Below are 17,802 nucleotides of genomic sequence, written 5' to 3' on the forward strand. Positions count from 1 at the left end.
ACAATCTCCTCCATCGAAGCGAAATGAATTGGAGATTGTTATGGCTGTTGCTCATTCCCTGGGTTTCCCGCGCATCGGCGCCGATCGGGAGTTGAAGAAGGCGCTGGAGGCGTACTGGAAGGGCGACCTGACCGAGGAAGCACTACGCCAAGTGGGCCGTGAACTGCGTGCTGCGCATTGGCAATTGCAGGCCGACGCGGGGATCGAGCTGTTGCCCGTTGGTGATTTCGCTTGGTACGACCAAGTCCTGACGCACTCGCTGATGTTTGGCGTGATCCCCGAGCGGTTTCGTCCGGCCGATGGCGCACCGACATTGGACACTCTGTTCGCCATGGCGCGCGGCGTCAGCCAGAGCTGCTGCGGCAGCGGACAGGCACAGGAAATGACCAAATGGTTCGATACCAACTACCACTATCTGGTGCCTGAATTCACTGCGGATCAATCCTTCAGCCTGTGTTGGACCCAATTGTTCGAGGAGGTCGAGGAGGCCAAGGCGCGGGGGCATGCGGTGAAGCCGGTACTGATCGGCCCGCTGACCTATCTCTGGCAGGGCAAGGCCAAGGGGGAAGCGTTCGACAAGCTGGAGCTGCTCGAACGCTTGCTGCCGATTTACGGCGAGGTGCTCGAGCGGTTGGCTGCGCAAGGCGTGGATTGGGTACAGATCGATGAACCAATTTTGGTATTGGACCTGCCGCAGGATTGGAGGAATGCCTTCGAGCGGGCCTATCATCTGCTGCAAAGAGCGCCGCTGAAGAAGCTGGTCGCGACCTATTTTGGCGGCCTGGAAGATAATCTGGGACTGGCGGCCGCATTGCCTGTGGATGGTCTGCACATCGATCTGGTGCGTGCACCGGAGCAGTACCCGGTCATTCTCGATCGGCTGCCGACCTACAAGGTTCTCTCCCTTGGTCTGGTCAACGGTCGCAACGTCTGGCGCTGCGATCTGGACAAGGCGCTGGATGTGCTGCGGCATGCACGCGAGCGTCTCGGCGATCGGTTATGGGTTGCCCCTTCCTGTTCGTTGCTGCATACCCCCGTGGATCTGGCTCGCGAAGATCAACTGGACGCTGAGCTCAGAAACTGGCTCGCGTTTGCCGTGCAGAAATGCGCTGAAGTCGCGGTCCTGGCACGTGCGCTGGACACCCCCGAAGACGCCCGGGTACAGGCCGCGTTGCAGCACAGCCGGGATGTTCAGACCAATCGGACGCAATCGCCGCGTATCCATAAGCCCGAAGTGCAGGCGCGTCTGGCCGCTATCGACCCGCTTGATAGCCAGCGTCAGTCGCCTTTCGCCGAGCGGATCGACAAGCAGCGTGCGCGGCTGGGACTGCCGGCATTCCCGACCACGACCATCGGCTCCTTTCCGCAGACGCCGGCGATCCGTCTGGCACGCCAGGCCTTCAAGCAGGGCAAGCTGGGGTTGACCGAGTACACAGAGGCGATGCAGGCGGAGATCCGTCATGCGATAGCCGTGCAGGAACAACTGGGCCTGGATGTGTTGGTGCACGGTGAGGCTGAGCGCAACGACATGGTCGAATACTTCGCTGAGCAGTTGGACGGCTACGCCTTCACCCGTTTCGGCTGGGTGCAGAGTTACGGCTCTCGTTGCGTCAAACCGGCGGTCATCTACGGCGATCTGAGTCGTCCAGCGCCCATGACGGTGGAGTGGATCCGCTATGCACAGCAGCAGACCGGCAAAGTCATAAAGGGCATGCTCACCGGCCCGGTGACGATGCTGATGTGGTCCTTCACCCGCGAGGATCTCAGTCGCGAGCAGCAGGCCCGGCAGCTGGCACTGGCGATCCGTGACGAGGTGTGTGATCTGGAAGCGGCCGGCATCAAAATCGTGCAGATCGACGAAGCTGCGTTCCGCGAAGGATTGCCGCTGCGTCGCGCGCAGTGGCAGGGCTATCTCGACTGGGCAGTCGAGGCGTTCCGTCTGTGCGCCAGTGGCGTGCGTGACGAGACGCAGATCCATACGCACATGTGCTACAGCGAGTTCAACGATGTCATCGAATCGATCGCCGCAATGGACGCCGATGTCATCACCATCGAAACCTCGCGTTCGCAAATGGAACTGCTCGAGGCCTTCCGTGCCTTCGATTATCCCAACGACATCGGCCCGGGCGTCTACGACATCCATTCGCCGCGGATACCGGATACGCAGGAAATGGTGCAGTTGCTGGAAAAAGCCAGCGAGCGCATCCCCGCTGAGCGGCTCTGGGTCAATCCCGACTGCGGCCTGAAGACCCGCGGCTGGCCGGAAACCGAGGCGGCACTGGTCAACATGGTGGCGGCGGCACGGCAGCTGCGTGCGACGCAGCGGTCCAAGGTGGCCTGAGCCGGAGTCGGCAGGCCGCTGGCATGTCGTGACATCAGCGGCCCGCACAGCGTGCGGGCCGTTGTGTTTTTGGCTAATGTAGCGACCTCCATCTAATGATCCTTTCGCCATGACGCCCGCCATCGATCTCCTGAAGAAGGCTAAAGCCGAGCACCGCATTCACAGTTATGAGCACGATCCGAAGTCCGCTTCCTATGGCCTCGAGGCCGCCGAAAAGCTCGGTCTCGAACCTGCGCGGGTATTCAAGACGCTGCTGGCCTGCAGCGAGAAGAATGAGCTGCTGGTCGCCGTGGTGCCGGTCGCCGGTACGCTTGATCTGAAGGCGCTGGCTCAGGCGGCCAAAGTGAAGAAGGTCGAGATGGCCGATCCGATGGCCGCGCAACGGGCGACAGGTTACCTGGTGGGTGGGATCAGTCCGCTGGGTCAGAAAAAGCGGCTGCGTACCTTTATCGACAGCTCGGCGCAGGCGCAGCCGAGCATCTATGTCAGTGCAGGGCGGCGGGGGCTGGAGGTCGAACTGGGCGCCGAGATATTGGCCGAGCATACCGCCGGCAGCTTCGCGCCGATCGGCCGGCCGTGAATTTGGAAGGGCTTACAGAGGCGGCAGGATTTCGCCGAGGTCGGTGGCATTGACGCCGGGGATGTGAAACTCGTTATGCACCAGTTGCTGGCCTTCCATCTGTGGCTGGGTCACCCAGGTCAGGATGTCGTAGTAACGGCGAATGTTGGCGACGAAGTGCACCGGCTCACCGCCGCGGGCATAACCGTAGCGCGTCTTGGTGTACCACTGTTTCTGCGCCAGGCGGGGCAGCATCTGCTTGACGTCCAACCACTTGTTCGGGTCCAGGCCTTCGCTCTCGGCCAGTATGCGCGCATCTTCCAGATGACCACCGCCGATGTTGTAGGCGGCCAGGGCGAACCAGGTGCGATCGGGCTCTTTGATGCTTTCAGGCAGGTTGTCGTGGATTCGGGCAATGTACTTTCCGCCGCCCTGAATACTCTGTGCCGGATCGAGGCGATTGTTCACACCCATGGCCTTGGCCGTGTTCAGCGTCAGCATCATCAGACCGCGCACACCGGTTTTTGACGTGGCGTCCGGTTGCCAATGAGATTCCTGGTAGCCAATTGCGGCAAGCAGGCGCCAGTCCACCCCATGCTCCTTGGCCGTCTCGCGGAAAACCTTTTCATACCGCGGCAAACGTTGCTGCAAGTGTTTGGCGAAGGCGTAGGCACCGACATAACCGAGTACGTCGACGTGGCCGTAGTACCGTTCGCGCAGACGCTGCAGCGTGCCGTTCTCCCGCGCCTGGTCGAGGAACTGGTTGGCCGCCTCGAGCACGCTGTCGTCTTCACCCTTGCCGATGATCCAGGACAGGCTGTTCTGTTCACCCAACTCGAATGCCGCCCGTGCGTTGGTGAAATAGACCTGATTGAGAGCCAGCTCATTCGATTCGACCAGCGTCAGGTCGACTTGACCCTCATCGACCATGCGCAGCAGATCCACCACCTCTACCGCGTCGGATTCCTCGTAGCGCAGCTCCGGCAGTTCGGCCTGCAGCGCCTTGAGTTTTTCCGCCTGACTGCTGCCCTTGAGAACCAGGATGCGCTTGCCTACGAGGTCTTCGGGTTGGGTCGGCCGGCGTTGCCCCCGGCGATAAACCACTTGAGTCGTGACGTCCAGGTAGGGTTTGGTGAAACGTGCGAGATCCTTGCGTCCTTCGCTGGCCACCAGGCCGGCAGCGGCGAGGGCTGGGCCGCCCGGGCGGTTCAGGCGGGTGAAAATGTCCTCGATGCTGTCGGCGGTTTCGATTTGGAGCTTGACGCCGAGATGGCTGGCGAAGCGTTTGACCAGCTCGTATTCGAAGCCGGCTTCGCCGTTGCGATCCTGGAAATAGGTCGACGGACTGTTGCGAGTGATCACGCGCAGTACACCTTCCTCCTTAATACGCTCGAGGGCGCTGGGCGGTTCAGCGCAGCTACTGAGCATCAGGAAGAGTCCGGTCGCCAGCAACCAGGAGGTGCAGCGCTTGCGGAACGCGGTTTGGGCAAACATCGGCGCAGTATACGCAAAGGCGAACCGCCACCATATCTCGACAGGATCGACGGACTTTGCTAAGCGAAGCGGCAATGGGTCGAAAACCCAGGGCTGGCATGGGCTCCTTTTACCAACCGCCGACGGCTGCCATATATCGGATGATCACCCGTCGAATGCGCGGACAAATACTGATCGTGGATCCCAGCTAGCTTGCTCCAGGTGAGATGGATCGGGAGAATCCAGCACCCATCGCCGGGCGACTCGGCGCGTCGCGTGGCATATCACCCATCGAGAGATCCCATCGCATGAGCGTCGCTTCTGCAAAGCCCTGGTTCGTCTATCTGGTGCGAGCCGCCAACGGTTCGCTGTACTGCGGGATAAGCGACGATGCACATCGCCGTTTCGCCGCCCATCAGCGTGGACAAGGGGCGCGTTTCTTTCATTCCAGCCCGGCGGTGGCATTGGTGTATGTCGAAGCCTGCGACAACAAAGGCGATGCACTACGCCGGGAACGTGCCATCAAGCAGCTTAAAAAAGCGGCCAAGGAGGCACTGGTTTCCGCGCAGGGTGGCTGTGTCCCGGTGAATGACGAGGCAATCAGCTGAACGGGTAGGCCACTTGCTTGGTCGCGAGTAAGCTGCCGTTCTACCTGAACAAGACTGGCGGAGCCTGCAATGCACGAAATCATTCTGCACCACTATCCCACCTCTCCCTTCGCTGAAAAGGCGCGCCTGATACTGGGTTTCAAGCAGCTCTCCTGGCGTTCGGTGGCGATTCCTCCCGTCATGCCCAAGCCCGATCTCACTGCCCTGACCGGTGGCTATCGGCGGACTCCGGTGTTGCAGATCGGTGCTGGCGTGTATTGCGATACCGCGCTGATGGCCCGCCGCCTCGAGGCTGAAAAAAGCACGCCCGCGTTGTTCCCGGAGGGCCAGGAGTTCGTCGCGGCGACGTTGGCACAATGGGCCGACTCCGTGCTGTTTCTGCACGCGGTGAGTCTGGTGTTCCAGCCGGAGTCCATGGCCGTGCGTTTCGCTCAGGTACCCAAGGAGTTCGTGCAGGTGTTCAGCGAGGATCGCGCCCAGTTGTTCAGTGGGGGGTCGGTGTCACGCATTCCGCTGGAGCAGGCCAAGAGTCACTGGCCGGTACTGATGGCTCGACTGCAGCAGCAACTGGCGCGCGGGACCGGTGAGTTCCTGTTGGGAAGCGCGCCTTGCATCGCGGATTTTGCCGTTGCGCATTGTCTTTGGTTCCTCAAGGCCACGCCGGTCACCGCGCCGCTGGTCGAGGACTATCCGGAGGTCGCCGCCTGGCTGAGCAAGATTCTGGGCGTCGGACATGGCTCGCATAGCGAGCTGTCCGCCGAAGCGGCGCTGACGTGTTCGCGCGAGGCCACGCCGGCTCCATTGCCAGACGAGGCGTTCTTCGAACCCAACGGCTTCCAGGCAGGCCAGCAGGTGACGATTGCCGCCGTGGATTACGGGACCGATCCGGTGACGGGTGAACTGGTGTTCGCTGGTGTAGAAGAGCTGATCCTGCGACGTGAAGACGAGCGCGCTGGCGTCGTGCACGTGCATTTTCCGCGTATCGGCTATCGCATCGAGGCCTCTTGATGCGATGCACCCGCGGACCGCGGTTGGGCCGCGGGCGCTCTGCACGGCTTACAGGGCGATGAACAGCAACGTGACGCCCAGCAGCAGCCGATAGATCACGAAAGGCAGCATGCCCAGTGCATCCAGGGCCTTGAGAAACAGTTTGATGCAGAGGAAGGCGGCGACGAAAGACAGGGCCGCACCGATGAAAATGTCGTTCCATTGCGCGTCTTCCCCGGACTGAACCAGCTCGACGGCCTTCAGCCCACCCGCTGCGAGAATCAGCGGTATCGACAGCAGAAACGAGAAGCGCGCAGCTGTCTGCCGAGTAAAACCGAGCAGTAGCGCGGCAGTCATGGTGATGCCCGAGCGGGACGTGCCGGGGATCAGCGCCAGGGCCTGGGCGAAACCGATGATCAACGCGCTCTTCCAGGTCAATTGATCCATCTCGGCGACTCGACGGCCCTTTACGTCCGCATACCACAGCAGCAAGCCAAAAATGATGGTGGTGGCAGCGATGAACAGCATCGAGCGGGTGTACTGCTCGATGTAGTCCTCCAGCAACAACCCGAGAATGGCCGCCGGCAGCGTGCCGATGATGATCGCCCAACCCAGCCGGCTCTCGGCGCTGACCTGCTGCCTGAACACGTGAGCCAGCCAGCCGCGGCTGGTGGCGATCACTTCATGACGGAAGCAGATCAGCACCGCTAACAGCGTGCCGACGTGCACCGCGACGTCGAATGCCTGGCCTTGGTCGGGCCAGCCAAATACCTGGGACGGAAGGATCAGGTGAGCGGAGGAGGAGATCGGGAGGAATTCGGTGATGCCCTGCACCAGGGACAGAATAATCAGGTGAAGCCAATCCATTGTGAATCCTTACCAGAACGGGTCGTGCGGGGTGGCAGCTCCAATTGAGCAGCCATGTGACTGACAAACCGGCATTTCATTCGACGGCGGTCGAATTTCGTTCCGCTCGTCCCGCAGCAAGGCGGGCGAGCTGAACGCGCACGAGTGCTCTTTGCCGTTGCCGGCTGTATTGCACAGTGGTGGGTCAGTCCTTGCGGCGTTTGAGCTGATCGGTCAGTTGGGTGGGCAACTGTCGGATGATCAGCATGTTACGAGCTTCGTCGTATTCGATCTTCGAGCCCAGCAGGTGGGATTCGAAGCTGATCGACAGCCCCTCGGCGCGGCCGGTGAAACGCTGGAATTGGTTGAGGGTGCGCTTGTCTGCCGGGATCTCCGGCGAAAGGCCGTAATCCTTGTTGCGGATGTGCTCGTAGAAGGCGCGCGGGCGCTCCTCGTCGATCACGCTGGACAGTTCCTCCAACGACATCGGCTCGCCGATCTTGGCCTGGCTGCTGGCGTAGCCGACCAGCGCACTGGTTTTCTCCCGCGCTTTTTCATCCGGCAGGTCCTCGCTCTCGACGTAATCGCTGAATGCCTTGAGCAGGGTTCGTGTCTCGCCGGGTCCATCGACGCCTTCCTGGCAGCCGATGAAGTCGCGGAAATACTCCGAGACTTTCTTGCCATTCTTGCCCTTGATGAACGAGATGTACTGCTTGGACTGCTGGTTGTTCTTCCACTCGGAGAGGTTGATCCGAGTGGCGAGATGCAACTGACCTAAATCCAGGTGCCGGGCTTCGGCGACATCCAGCGAGTCGGTGACGGTCACGCCGTTGCTGTGGTGCAGCAGAGCGATCGCCAGGTAATCGGTCATGCCCTGTTGATAATGAGCAAACAGCACATGGCCGCCGGTGGAGAGGTTGGATTCTTCCATCAGCTTTTGCAGATGCTCCACCGCTTGCCGACTGAATGCCGTGAAATCCTGGTTGCCCTCCATGTACTGGCTCAGCCAGCCGCTGAACGGGTAGGCGCCGGACTCCTCGTGAAAGAAGCCCCAAGCCTTGCCCTGCTTGGCGTTGTAGCTTTCGTTGAGATCGGCCAGAAGATTCTCGATAGCCTGGGAATCGCCCAGCTCCGAGTCACGGGCATGAAGCACGGCGGGCGTCCCGTCCGGCTTTTTCTCGATCAGATGAACAATGCAGTGGCGAATCGGCATGGGTTACTCGCGTCGGGTGAGGCAGACAGGCGGCAGTTTACCCGAGCGGCCGTTCCCGTCGCAGGGCAAAAAAAAGTGGATGCGAACGGGTAGGGGTATGCGAGTAAGATGGATCCCCCCTTCGTTTTTGCTAAGTGTGTCGGCTATGAATGCGATATGGCGCAACAGTACCTGGATTCTGTTGGGTGGTTCTCTGATCCTGGCCGTTTCCCTGGGAACGCGGCACGGCTTCGGCCTGTTTCTGCCACCCATGAGCGCGGAGTTCGGCTGGGGGCGTGAGGTCTTTGCCTTTGCAATCGCCTTGCAGAACTTGATCTGGGGTCTGGCGCAGCCGGTTACCGGCGCACTGGCGGATCGCTTCGGCGTCGCTCGCACGGTATTGATCGGCGGCGTGCTCTACGCGGTTGGTCTGCTGTTCATGGCTGGCGCGGATTCACCGATCTCGTTGTCGTTGAGCGCAGGTCTGCTGATCGGTCTGGGGCTGTCCGGCACCTCGTTCTCCGTGATCCTTGGCGCGGTCGGCCGCGCCGTGCCGGCCGAGAAGCGCAGCATGGCCATGGGTATCGCCAGCGCCGCCGGTTCGTTCGGTCAATTCGCCATGCTCCCCGGCACACTCGGCCTGATCAGCTGGCTGGGCTGGTCGTCGGCCCTACTGGCGTTGGGCCTGCTGGTCGCATTGATCATGCCGCTGGCGCTGATGTTGCGTAGCGGACCGCCGGCACCGGTGACCGGACCGCAACAGTCGCTGGTCGAGGCGCTGAGCGAGGCGGTCAGTCATTCCGGGTTCCGCCTGCTGGCGCTGGGGTTCTTCGTTTGCGGTTTTCAGGTGGTGTTCATCGGCGTGCATCTGCCAGCGTATTTGGTGGATCAGCATCTACCGGCCATGGCGGGCACAACCGTGCTGGCGCTGGTCGGGCTATTCAATGTGGTGGGGACCTATACCGCCGGATGGCTCGGCGGCTGTTATTCGAAACCCAAGCTGCTGACCGCGCTCTACCTGCTCCGAGCGGTGGTGATCAGCGCGTTCTTCTTCGCTCCGCTGACGCTGTGGACCGCGTATGCCTTTGGTATCGCGATGGGCTTACTGTGGCTCTCCACGGTCCCGCTGACCAACGGCACGGTGGCGACGCTCTTCGGCGTGCGCAACCTGTCGATGCTCGGTGGCATCGTCTTCCTGTTCCATCAGATCGGCTCGTTCTTTGGCGGCTGGCTGGGCGGCTGGGTATACGACCAGACCGGCAGCTACGACCTGGTCTGGCAAATTTCCATCGCGCTCAGCCTGATGGCCGCCGCGCTGAACTGGCCGATTCGCGAGCAACCGGTCGAGCGGGTGCGCCTGGCTGCGGAGATGGCCTGATGCGTGGCGGGTGGCTCTGGACCGGCGGCGTCATGCTGTTGGCGCTGCTCATGGCGGCGATCTTTTGGGGTTGGCGGCAGGGCGGGTTGGCGCTGCTCCAGTTGGGTGTCGGTATTTGCTGATCGATCGTTTGGGCAGTTTTTGCGCTGGCTAAGGAATCAATCAGCCAAAGATGGCTCCAACAAGCGAGACGAGTGAAACTGTCGCGTAACCGTCATCTAATGCCTGTAAAAAGCTGCGGCATGCAGTTATCTGGAGCCACCGAACCATGTCCACTCTTACCGAACTCGCCCAACAAATCGCTCAGCTCTATCCACTGCAGGACAAGCGCGTCGGCAAGCGCTACCGCGTGGTCGGCGAACTCGCCGGCATGACCGAACTGGAAGAGATCAACGGTGAGCCACGTTACATCCAGACCATGGCGCTGAAGAACAAGCAGCTCTGGGACGTGGCGGTCTGAGCAATGCCCCATGTGCGCGACGCGCGCCGTACTGATGCATCAGCAATAGCCCGCCTGCTCGGCGAGCTTGGCTACCCGGCAAACGATGACGTCATCGAGCGTCGCCTTCAGCAGCACCTGAATCATGCCGATGCCTGCCTGCTGGTAGCCGAAGGAGGTGAGGGGCAACTGCTCGGCTTCATTTCCCTGCACTTCATCGTCCAGTTGGCGCTCGAAGGCGACTTCTGCCGAATCAGCTATCTGTGTGTCGACTCGACGGCGCGCAGCCAGGGGACCGGTGAACGGCTGGTGCAGGCTGCCGAGCAGCGCGCCCGAGCCCGCGGTTGCGATCGCATGGAGCTTCATTGCGATGTTCGTCGCGAAGGGGCTCATCGCTTCTATGCGCGACTGGGCTACGAGGATGCGCCCAGGTACTTCCGTCGCCCGCTGAGCTGATCAGGTCGGCTGGCGCATCCAACGCGTCGCGCGCCACTCGCGCTGTTGTTCTTCGGCCAGAAAGGTCCAGGCGACGAAGCGACTGCGCTTCTGCCCTTGTGCCATGTCCGATAGGCGTATCTGCTGGGCTCCGAGCTTTTTCAGGCGCCCCTGCAACGGCTGCACATTGCCACCCTTGGACACCAGCGTGCTGAACCAGCAGACCTGTTGCGCCACGCCGCGGCTTTCGTCCGCCAGCCGGGCAATGAATGCCGCCTCGCCCCCTTCGCACCACAGCTCCGCCGCCTGGCCGCCGAAGTTGAGGGCCGGCAATTTGCGCTTGGGGTCGAGTTTGCCGAGGTTGCGCCATTTGCGTTGGCTGCCACTGCTCGCCTCGGCTTGTGATGCATGAAAGGGAGGATTGCAGAGCGTGATGTCGAAGCGATCGTCACGCCGTATTAAGTGTTCGAAGATATGCCCTGGATCGCTCTGCTGGCGCAACGCGATGCTTTTGCCCAGCTTGTTCGCCGCGACGATGGTACGCGCCGAAGCCAGGGCTATCACGTCGATGTCCGTGCCGGTAAAGCGCCAGCCGTACTCGCGCACACCGATCAGTGGGTAAATGCAGTTGGCACCGGTACCGATGTCCAGCGCATGAATGCGCGTGCCGCGAGGGATTTCACCAGCGTTTTCGTCCGCCAGCAGGTCGGCCAGACCATGCAGGTAGTCGGCCCGCCCAGGGATCGGCGGGCATAGATAGCCTGGCGGAATGTCCCAATGCGCGATCCCGTAGAATTGCTTGAGCAAGGCGCGGTTGAACACGCGTACGGCATCCGGGTTGGCGAAATCGATGCTCTGCTTGCCGTAGGGGTTGATGATCACGAACTCGGCCAGCTCTGGGCTGCCAGCGATCAGTGCGGGAAAGTCGTAGCGTCCGCTATGGCGGTTACGCGGATGCAGGGTGGCCTTGCCTTCAGCTGATTTGGCGGCCCGTGCTGGCGGGTTGACGGATTTGCGGACGGTCATTTTTCGGCTGCTGGTAACGGTGAAAACCGGCATTGTCCCACAGCTTTCAGGCGCGACGTGGAACCTGCAGCATCCAGCCCAGGCCCCAGAGCAGCGCGCCGGCACCGAGCCAGAATGCGCTGTGCAGCGAGCCCCCCATGGAAAGCCAGATACCCGTAAGCCAAGGGCCGGCCAACTGAGTCAGGCTGTAGAGCGCAATCAGTGCCGCCGATAGCCGCGGGCCCTGGTGCGGGTGCAGTGCGCGTGCCAAGCGCTGGGTCAGCAGGACCGTGCCGAGAAAGGTACCGCCGACCAGTACGGCGCAAAGCAGAATGCCTGACGCACCCGGCAGCAACAGTGCTGCCAGCACGCCGAGTAGTTGAGCGACATAGCTCAAGCGCAAGGCCAGCACATCGCCCAGCAGAGCACCGAGGCGGTTCCACAACCAGGGGGAGGGCAGCGTTGCGAGTGCAACCACCAGCCAGCTGCTCTCGATGAGCAGGTCGCCGGGCTCGACCTGCAGACGCGCGACCATCGGCAGAAACGTCATCGGCAGGATGTAGCCCATGCCGGCCCCGGCGTAGGACAGAAACAGCGGTGTACTGGCGCGGTCCAGCAGGCGCCCGCTCGGCACGTGTTCCGATTCGTCGGCGAGGGGCGTTTCCGGCATGTCCAGGCGAGCTAGCTGCCGCCAGCCCCACCATGCCAAGGGTAAGGACAGCAGCGCCGCCGGCCACCAGCGGTCCGCACCTGTCAGCACGCCATTGCTAAGGCTGACTAGCAGACTGGAGAGAATCAGCCCAACACAGGCACCCAGGTACACCAGCCCGCTGGATGACACACGCTGCTGGCGCGCCAGCCACTCGAGAATCAGCGAAGGTGCCTGAACGAAGACCAGCCCGTTGCTGATTCCATTGAGTAGACGAAGCGCCGAAAGCGCATCGGCTGAATCGGCCTGGGTTTGCGCCAGCGTACTGAGTACATGCACCACCAGGGCCCAAGGCAGACTGCGGCGGATTTGCGCGACGCGGTGCCAGCGTAACGCCAATAATGCGCCGATGAGATAGCCCAGATAATTCCAAGTGGCGATACTGGCGCCTTCTCGTACCGTCAGCAGGCCGTCCTCCACCAGCCACGGAAGTAGCGGGGTGTAGACGAAACGGCCCAGCCCGTGAACGACCAGCAGCAAGATGGCGCCGGCCAGCAGGACCGGAAACAGGGCGGGGCGTCGAGACATCGAGATGTGGACTATCAGCGAAAAGGGATCACAGCTTAGCGGCTGCTGAGGCAAACGACCACGCTACCTATGGCGGGGCGACCAGCCAGCAGATCCACCTGGCGAAGACGACTCCCGGTATGCCACATACTCCATCCTTAGCGTGAACGTTGGTGAGTGACACCCACCGAGCAGACGGGATCGGCCCGGATTGCGCTGCTTTCAAGGATAGTCGAGTACGGTTTTGATTCGGGACAGGTTGCGCTCGATCCACTGCCTATCGACCGCGCCCCAGTCATGGATGCGATAGCAGCCGGCGTTGTGGCGTTCGCCGTCCTCTTGGATGAAGCGGCAGTCGATATCGAGGTCGGATAGCGCGGCCAGGGTGTCTTGTGCGGTGCGCCTTGGCATGCCGGTTGCGGCGACCAGCGCTGGCACGTTGGTGGCCGCTCCAGTGTCGATCAACCATGCGACATAGAGGCGGCGATAGAAACTGCTTCTGGTCTTGCTGACGGTCATCTCGATTCCATTGCTATGAAAGTCCGGCCCGCTCAATACCGCGCCGTGGCGACGGGCCAGGATAGTAGTGTGCCATTCAGCGCAATGCGAGCAGACCGATATAGGTGACGGCTCCGGCCGTGTATCCGAGGAAGGCCAGCAGGCTGACTCGTTTGACGTACCAGGTGAAGCTGATCTTTTCCATGCCCATGGCCGCTACGCCTGCCGCCGAACCGATGATCAGCGTGCTGCCGCCGGTACCGGCGCAGTAGGCAAGCATTTCCCAGAAATTCCCGTCGACCACGAACTGAGACAGCCAGGTCGACTCTTCCGGCGTGGCGGCAGCCAGCGTCACGGGGTTGACCAGCGGGTACATCTTCATCGCGCCGGCTACCAGTGGCACGTTGTCCACCACTGCCGAGAGCAGGCCAATGGTGTAATTGATCGGATAAATATGGCCAAGGGACTCGCGCAATATCGTAGCGACCTGGGTCAGGTGACCGGCCGTGGCTAATGCTGCGACCGCCAGCAGAATACCCAAAAAGAACAGTACGCTTGGCGTGTCCACCTTGCGCAGCACACCGACGACCGACAGCGGATGCTTGTGATCGTCCTCCTTGTGACGGTGCAGGAACTCGGTGGTAATCCAGAGGATTCCAAGCCCGAACAGGATGCCCATGTACGGCGGCAGATGCGTGACCGTTTTGAAAATGGGGACGAACACCAGCGCTCCGAGGCCAAGTGCCAGTACCAGATTGCGCTCGAACGCCGTCGTGGCTGGCGGATTGCTTTCAGCCAAATGCGCGCGGGCGCCAGGGCGGGGCACTTCACCACGCAAACGAAAGCTGAGGATCAACAGCGGCACCACCAGGCATACCAGACTCGGCAAAAACAACCCGACGATGACGCCGGACGCGGTGATCTGGTTACCAATCCAGAGCATGGTGGTGGTGACGTCGCCAATCGGCGACCAGGCACCACCGGCGTTGGCTGCGATAACCACGACGCCTACGAACAGCCAACGTTCCGGTCGGCCACGAATCAGCTTGCGCAGTAGCGAGACCATCACGATGGTGGTGGTCAGGTTGTCCAGCGCGGCGGAGAGGAAGAAGGTCAGGAAGCCGATGATCCACAACAGATGCACGCGCTTGCGGGTCTGGATGCGATCGGTGATCACCTTGAACCCTTCGTGGGAATCGATCAGTTCGACGATGGTCATGGCGCCGAGCAGAAAAAACAGGATCTCCGAGATCTCACCGAGATGGTGCCGCAATGACTCGACGACCGTCTCGGCCGGACTAGCCGTTTCGTGCCCGCCTTGTATGTGCGGGATGATCGAATCGGCACCCAGCACGAGAAGTGTCCAGCAAATCACGGCGGTGAGAATCGCCAGCGCTGCCTTGTCTATCTTCAACGGGTGTTCTAAGGCTATGCAGAGATAGCCGATAAAAAACACGACAGCCATGAGTACGTACATCGGAGGGCTCCATATTGAGAAACCAAACCGGCTCGTCGGCAGTGCCGACGATTCGGCAGTGGCAGGCTCAAGATGGGCAAACGGCTATGCGAAGCATGAAGCGAAACCGCAAAACGAAAGGCTGGCGCCAGCGTGTGAACGGTTGCACGGTCCCTCCGTCACGGCGTGACGACTCGTGCATATTTCATGTCGTGGAGCGCTCTGCGAGTTAGGCCTGCCAACTATAAATTGTTAATTGTTAATGTCCGTGTGCGGATAGTGTATCGGCCACATCGGTTTTTACTTGTCATCAATCAAGTGCAAAGGCCTAAACAAAAAAGGCCAGCACATCACGCGCTGGCCTTCTGTTTGGTTACAGGCTGGCGATACGCTCGCGCTGTTCCAGAAGTTGGGCTTTTGCCTGTTCGGCCTCGGCCAGCTTGGCGCGCTCCTTGTCGATCACCTCGGCTGGCGCCTTGTCGACGAAACCGGCATTACCGAGCTTGCCGCCAACGCGCTTGACCTCACCCTCGAGCTTGCCGATTTCCTTGTCGAGGCGGGCGAGTTCAGCGTCCTTGTCGATCAGCCCGGCCATCGGCACCAGCACCTGCATGTCGCCGACCAGTGCCGTGGCGCTCAGCGGCGGCTCTTCGCCGACACCGAGGATGCGGACGCTTTCGAGCTTGGCCAGCTTCTTCAGCAGCGGCTCGTTGTCCGCCAGACGACGCCGGTCCGTATCGGAAGCGTTGCCAAGCACGACGTCGATCCGCTTGGCCATGGAGATGTTCATTTCGCCACGGATCTGGCGAATGCCGAGCATGAACGCCTTGACCCACTCGATATCGCCTTCAGCCGCCTCGTCGAGACGCTCCGGGTTGAATTGCGGCCAGGGTTGCAGCATCAGGGTCGGACCGGATTTGCCTGCCAGCGGTGCGACCCGCTGCCAGATTTCTTCCGTGATGAAAGGCATGAACGGATGGGCCAGGCGCAGGGCGGTCTCCAGCACGCGCACCAGCGTGCGGCGTGTGCCTCGCTGACGTTCCAGGCTGGCGTTTTCGTCCCAGAGCACGGGCTTGACCAGCTCCAGGTACCAGGCGCAGTACTCGTCCCAGATGAACTCGTAGAGCGCTTGGGCGGCCAGATCGAAGCGGAAGGCCTCGAGCTGACGAGTAACTTCGGCTTCGGTGCGCTGCAGTGCGGAAATGACCCAGCGATCCACTGACGACAGCTCCACCGAAGCGTCGGCCGCCGGAGCGCCGGTCGCCGGTTCGCCATTGACGCCGGTATCCTGGCCTTCGGTGTTCTCGAAGACGAAGTTGGCGGCGTTCCAGATCTTGTTGCAGAAGTTGCGGTAACCCTCGACGCGCCCCATGTCGAACTTCACGTCGCGGCCGGTCGAAGCGAGCGAGCAGAAGGTGAAGCGTAGGGCGTCGGTGCCGTAGCTGGCGATGCCTTCAGGGAACTCAGCGCGGGTCTGCTTGGCGATCTTCTCGGCAAGCTTGGGCTGCATCATGCCGCTGGTGCGCTTTTGCAGCAGCGCGTCCAGCTCGATCCCGTCGACGATGTCCAGCGGGTCGAGCACGTTACCCTTGGATTTGGACATCTTCTGCCCTTGTCCATCGCGGACCAGACCGTGCACATAGACGGTCTTGAACGGGATCTGCCCGGTCAGGTGAGTCGACAGCATGATCATGCGGGCGACCCAGAAGAAGATGATGTCGAAGCCGGTAACCAGTACGTCGGTCGGGTGGAACGTCTTGAGATATTCGGTCTGCTCGGGCCAGCCGAGGGTGGAGAAGGTCCACAGGCCGGAGCTGAACCAGGTGTCCAGCACGTCTTCGTCCTGACGCAACTCGACGTTGTTGCAAAGGTTGTACTTACTGCGAACCTCCGCCTCGTCCCGGCCGACGTAGACGTTGCCGGCTTCGTCGTACCAGGCTGGGATGCGGTGCCCCCACCAGAGCTGGCGGCTGATGCACCAGTCCTGGATATCGCGCATCCAGCTAAAGTACATATTCTCGTACTGTTTAGGCACGAATTGGATTTCGCCGCTCTCGACGGCCTTGATCGCTTTCTCGGCCAATGGCTTGGTCGAGACGTACCACTGGTCGGTCAGCCAGGGCTCGATGATGGTGCCGGACCGGTCGCCGCGCGGGACCTTGAGCGCGTGATCGTCGATCTTTTCCAGCAGACTCATGGCTTCGAATTCGGCGACGATGGCCTTGCGCGCGTCGAAGCGATCCATATGTGCATAGCCATCGGGCAGGCTGGCGTCGACTTTGTCGTTCGGCGTGCCGTCGATGTTGAACACCTGCGCGCGCGCCAGGATCGCGGCGTTGCGGTCGAAGATGTTGATCAGGGGCAGGCGATGGCGCTTGCCTACTTCATAGTCATTGAAGTCGTGCGCCGGGGTGATCTTTACGCAGCCGGTACCGAACTCGAGGTCGACATAATCGTCGGCAATGATCGGGATCAGACGATTCACCAGCGGCAGCATGATGTGCCGGCCGATCAAGTTCCTGTAGCGTTCGTCCTCGGGGTGCACCGCGACGGCCGCATCACCCAGCATGGTCTCCGGACGGGTCGTGGCGACGATCAGGTAGTCCTTGCCGTCGGCCGTTTTGCAGCCGTCGGCCAGTGGGTAGCGCAGATGCCAGAGATGACCCTTCTCGTCGTGGTTTTCGACCTCCAGATCGGAGATGGCGGTGTGTAGCTTGGTGTCCCAGTTGACCAGGCGCTTGCCGCGGTAGATCAGACCATCTTCATGCAGGCGTACAAAGGCTTCCTTCACGGCATTGGACAGGCCGGCGTCCATGGTGAAGCGTTCGCGCGACCAATCCACCGAAGAGCCCAAGCGGCGGATCTGACGCGTGATGTTGCCGCCGGATTCCTCCTTCCATTCCCAGACCTTGTCGAGAAATTTTTCGCGGCCCAGGTCATGACGACTCACGCCTTGCGCGCTCAACTGCCGCTCGACCACCATCTGCGTGGCGATGCCGGCGTGATCGGTGCCTGGCTGCCACAGCGTGTTGCGACCTTGCATGCGGCGGAAACGGATCAGCGCATCCATGATCGCGTTGTTGAACCCGTGCCCCATATGCAGGCTGCCGGTGACGTTCGGCGGCGGGATCATGATGGTGTAAGGCTCGCCTGAACCCTGGGGGGCGAAATAGTTGTTCGACTCCCAGGTTTGATACCAGGAAGTTTCGATGGCGTGCGGCTGGTAGGTCTTGTCCATGCGGCGGGACCCTTAGAACGGCTGATCGGAAAAGCGGGCAAGTATAAAGGCAAAGTGCGCGAGGGGCAGAACCGCGATGCGGCATTTATCCGGCACTGCTGAATGAACCGTCCGATGTGTGGGGAGGGGAC

The 17,802-nt window shown here is 61.4% G+C and carries 16 protein-coding genes; 7 read left to right on the forward strand and 9 right to left on the reverse strand.

What is annotated here, in order from left to right:
- Nucleotides 1-40 precede the first annotated feature (40 nt).
- Nucleotides 41-2,341 (forward strand): 5-methyltetrahydropteroyltriglutamate--homocysteine S-methyltransferase, encoded by a 2,301-nt coding sequence (metE, locus tag MCB86_RS16630; RefSeq protein ID WP_239611528.1) that lies wholly within the window; start codon nucleotides 41-43, stop codon nucleotides 2,339-2,341.
- Nucleotides 2,342-2,450: 109 nt separating this feature from the next.
- On the forward strand, nucleotides 2,451-2,921 hold the full coding sequence (gene ybaK, locus MCB86_RS16635; protein ID WP_239611529.1) for a Cys-tRNA(Pro) deacylase: 471 nt from the start codon (nucleotides 2,451-2,453) through the stop codon (nucleotides 2,919-2,921).
- Between the two features lie 12 nt (nucleotides 2,922-2,933).
- On the opposite strand, the gene mltF is transcribed toward ybaK, so the two are convergent.
- Nucleotides 2,934-4,394, reverse strand: a complete 1,461-nt coding sequence (mltF, locus tag MCB86_RS16640; protein WP_045163176.1) for a membrane-bound lytic murein transglycosylase MltF — start codon at nucleotides 4,392-4,394, stop codon at nucleotides 2,934-2,936.
- Nucleotides 4,395-4,681: 287 nt separating this feature from the next.
- On the opposite strand from mltF, the gene MCB86_RS16645 reads away from it, so the two are divergent.
- Both MCB86_RS16645 and MCB86_RS16650 read left to right on the forward strand, forming a co-directional pair.
- Nucleotides 4,682-4,981, forward strand: a complete 300-nt coding sequence (locus MCB86_RS16645; protein ID WP_045163175.1) for a GIY-YIG nuclease family protein — start codon at nucleotides 4,682-4,684, stop codon at nucleotides 4,979-4,981.
- 69 nt (nucleotides 4,982-5,050) lie between these two features.
- Nucleotides 5,051-5,989 carry a glutathione S-transferase family protein gene (locus tag MCB86_RS16650; RefSeq protein ID WP_239611530.1) on the forward strand — a complete coding sequence of 313 codons (939 nt, stop codon included), beginning with the start codon at nucleotides 5,051-5,053 and terminating at the stop codon, nucleotides 5,987-5,989.
- A 48-nt stretch (nucleotides 5,990-6,037) separates the two neighbouring features.
- Here MCB86_RS16650 and MCB86_RS16655 read toward each other — a convergent pair whose 3' ends face one another.
- Nucleotides 6,038-6,835: an undecaprenyl-diphosphate phosphatase gene (locus MCB86_RS16655; protein WP_045163173.1), complete on the reverse strand. Its 798-nt coding sequence runs from the start codon at nucleotides 6,833-6,835 to the stop codon at nucleotides 6,038-6,040.
- Between the two features lie 184 nt (nucleotides 6,836-7,019).
- Nucleotides 7,020-8,027, reverse strand: a complete 1,008-nt coding sequence (yejK, locus tag MCB86_RS16660) for a nucleoid-associated protein YejK (RefSeq protein ID WP_045163172.1) — start codon at nucleotides 8,025-8,027, stop codon at nucleotides 7,020-7,022.
- 154 nt (nucleotides 8,028-8,181) lie between these two features.
- Between yejK and MCB86_RS16665 the strand changes: the two genes are divergently transcribed.
- The 3 genes from MCB86_RS16665 (at nucleotide 8,182) to MCB86_RS16670 (ending at nucleotide 9,844) form a co-directional block, all read left to right on the forward strand.
- A complete protein-coding gene (locus MCB86_RS16665; RefSeq protein WP_196298687.1) occupies nucleotides 8,182-9,384 on the forward strand; it encodes an MFS transporter in 1,203 nt (400 codons plus the stop codon).
- Entirely contained in the window at nucleotides 9,384-9,506 is a 123-nt protein-coding gene (locus tag MCB86_RS22970) for a hypothetical protein (RefSeq protein WP_268988828.1), read from the forward strand. The genes MCB86_RS16665 and MCB86_RS22970 overlap by 1 nt, the downstream gene beginning before the upstream one ends.
- 146 nt (nucleotides 9,507-9,652) lie before the next feature.
- Complete coding sequence (locus MCB86_RS16670) at nucleotides 9,653-9,844, forward strand: hypothetical protein (RefSeq protein ID WP_045163170.1); 192 nt, start codon at nucleotides 9,653-9,655, stop codon at nucleotides 9,842-9,844.
- 39 nt (nucleotides 9,845-9,883) lie between these two features.
- On the opposite strand, the gene MCB86_RS16675 is transcribed toward MCB86_RS16670, so the two are convergent.
- The 6 genes from MCB86_RS16675 to MCB86_RS16700 all read right to left on the reverse strand — a co-directional run bounded on the left by MCB86_RS16675 (nucleotide 9,884) and on the right by MCB86_RS16700 (nucleotide 17,671).
- Nucleotides 9,884-10,216, reverse strand: coding sequence for a hypothetical protein (locus MCB86_RS16675; protein WP_239611531.1), 333 nt, complete (start codon nucleotides 10,214-10,216; stop codon nucleotides 9,884-9,886).
- 63 nt (nucleotides 10,217-10,279) lie between these two features.
- Nucleotides 10,280-11,284 (reverse strand): 23S rRNA (adenine(1618)-N(6))-methyltransferase RlmF, encoded by a 1,005-nt coding sequence (gene rlmF / locus MCB86_RS16680; protein ID WP_239611532.1) that lies wholly within the window; start codon nucleotides 11,282-11,284, stop codon nucleotides 10,280-10,282.
- A 46-nt stretch (nucleotides 11,285-11,330) separates the two neighbouring features.
- Nucleotides 11,331-12,500, reverse strand: coding sequence for a YbfB/YjiJ family MFS transporter (locus MCB86_RS16685; protein WP_045163167.1), 1,170 nt, complete (start codon nucleotides 12,498-12,500; stop codon nucleotides 11,331-11,333).
- Nucleotides 12,501-12,701: 201 nt separating this feature from the next.
- On the reverse strand, nucleotides 12,702-12,998 hold the full coding sequence (locus MCB86_RS16690; RefSeq protein ID WP_239611533.1) for a winged helix-turn-helix domain-containing protein: 297 nt from the start codon (nucleotides 12,996-12,998) through the stop codon (nucleotides 12,702-12,704).
- Between the two features lie 76 nt (nucleotides 12,999-13,074).
- The gene (gene nhaD / locus MCB86_RS16695; RefSeq protein ID WP_239611534.1) at nucleotides 13,075-14,454 is read right to left on the reverse strand and encodes a sodium:proton antiporter NhaD; all 1,380 of its coding nucleotides are present in this window, start codon (nucleotides 14,452-14,454) and stop codon (nucleotides 13,075-13,077) included.
- 352 nt (nucleotides 14,455-14,806) lie between these two features.
- On the reverse strand, nucleotides 14,807-17,671 hold the full coding sequence (locus MCB86_RS16700; RefSeq protein ID WP_239611535.1) for a valine--tRNA ligase: 2,865 nt from the start codon (nucleotides 17,669-17,671) through the stop codon (nucleotides 14,807-14,809).
- Between the last annotated feature and the right edge of the window lie 131 nt (nucleotides 17,672-17,802).

This window comes from Pseudomonas sp. KSR10 (genome assembly GCF_022355455.1).
Lineage (GTDB): Bacteria > Pseudomonadota > Gammaproteobacteria > Pseudomonadales > Pseudomonadaceae > Stutzerimonas > Stutzerimonas stutzeri_E.

Excerpts from the sequence above, each read along its gene's own strand:
- nhaD (WP_239611534.1), bottom strand. The coding sequence starts at position 14,454 with ATGTACGTACTCATGGCTGTCGTGTTTTTTATCGGCTATCTCTGCATA.
- MCB86_RS16690 (WP_239611533.1), bottom strand. The coding sequence starts at position 12,998 with ATGACCGTCAGCAAGACCAGAAGCAGTTTCTATCGCCGCCTCTATGTC.
- metE (WP_239611528.1), top strand. The coding sequence starts at position 41 with ATGGCTGTTGCTCATTCCCTGGGTTTCCCGCGCATCGGCGCCGATCGG.
- MCB86_RS22970 (WP_268988828.1), top strand. The coding sequence starts at position 9,384 with ATGCGTGGCGGGTGGCTCTGGACCGGCGGCGTCATGCTGTTGGCGCTG.
- ybaK (WP_239611529.1), top strand. The coding sequence starts at position 2,451 with ATGACGCCCGCCATCGATCTCCTGAAGAAGGCTAAAGCCGAGCACCGC.
- MCB86_RS16670 (WP_045163170.1), top strand. The coding sequence starts at position 9,653 with ATGTCCACTCTTACCGAACTCGCCCAACAAATCGCTCAGCTCTATCCA.
- MCB86_RS16675 (WP_239611531.1), bottom strand. The coding sequence starts at position 10,216 with ATGAGCCCCTTCGCGACGAACATCGCAATGAAGCTCCATGCGATCGCA.
- yejK (WP_045163172.1), bottom strand. The coding sequence starts at position 8,027 with ATGCCGATTCGCCACTGCATTGTTCATCTGATCGAGAAAAAGCCGGAC.
- MCB86_RS16685 (WP_045163167.1), bottom strand. The coding sequence starts at position 12,500 with ATGTCTCGACGCCCCGCCCTGTTTCCGGTCCTGCTGGCCGGCGCCATC.
- rlmF (WP_239611532.1), bottom strand. The coding sequence starts at position 11,284 with ATGACCGTCCGCAAATCCGTCAACCCGCCAGCACGGGCCGCCAAATCA.
- mltF (WP_045163176.1), bottom strand. The coding sequence starts at position 4,394 with ATGTTTGCCCAAACCGCGTTCCGCAAGCGCTGCACCTCCTGGTTGCTG.
- MCB86_RS16655 (WP_045163173.1), bottom strand. The coding sequence starts at position 6,835 with ATGGATTGGCTTCACCTGATTATTCTGTCCCTGGTGCAGGGCATCACC.
- MCB86_RS16645 (WP_045163175.1), top strand. The coding sequence starts at position 4,682 with ATGAGCGTCGCTTCTGCAAAGCCCTGGTTCGTCTATCTGGTGCGAGCC.
- MCB86_RS16700 (WP_239611535.1), bottom strand. The coding sequence starts at position 17,671 with ATGGACAAGACCTACCAGCCGCACGCCATCGAAACTTCCTGGTATCAA.
- MCB86_RS16650 (WP_239611530.1), top strand. The coding sequence starts at position 5,051 with ATGCACGAAATCATTCTGCACCACTATCCCACCTCTCCCTTCGCTGAA.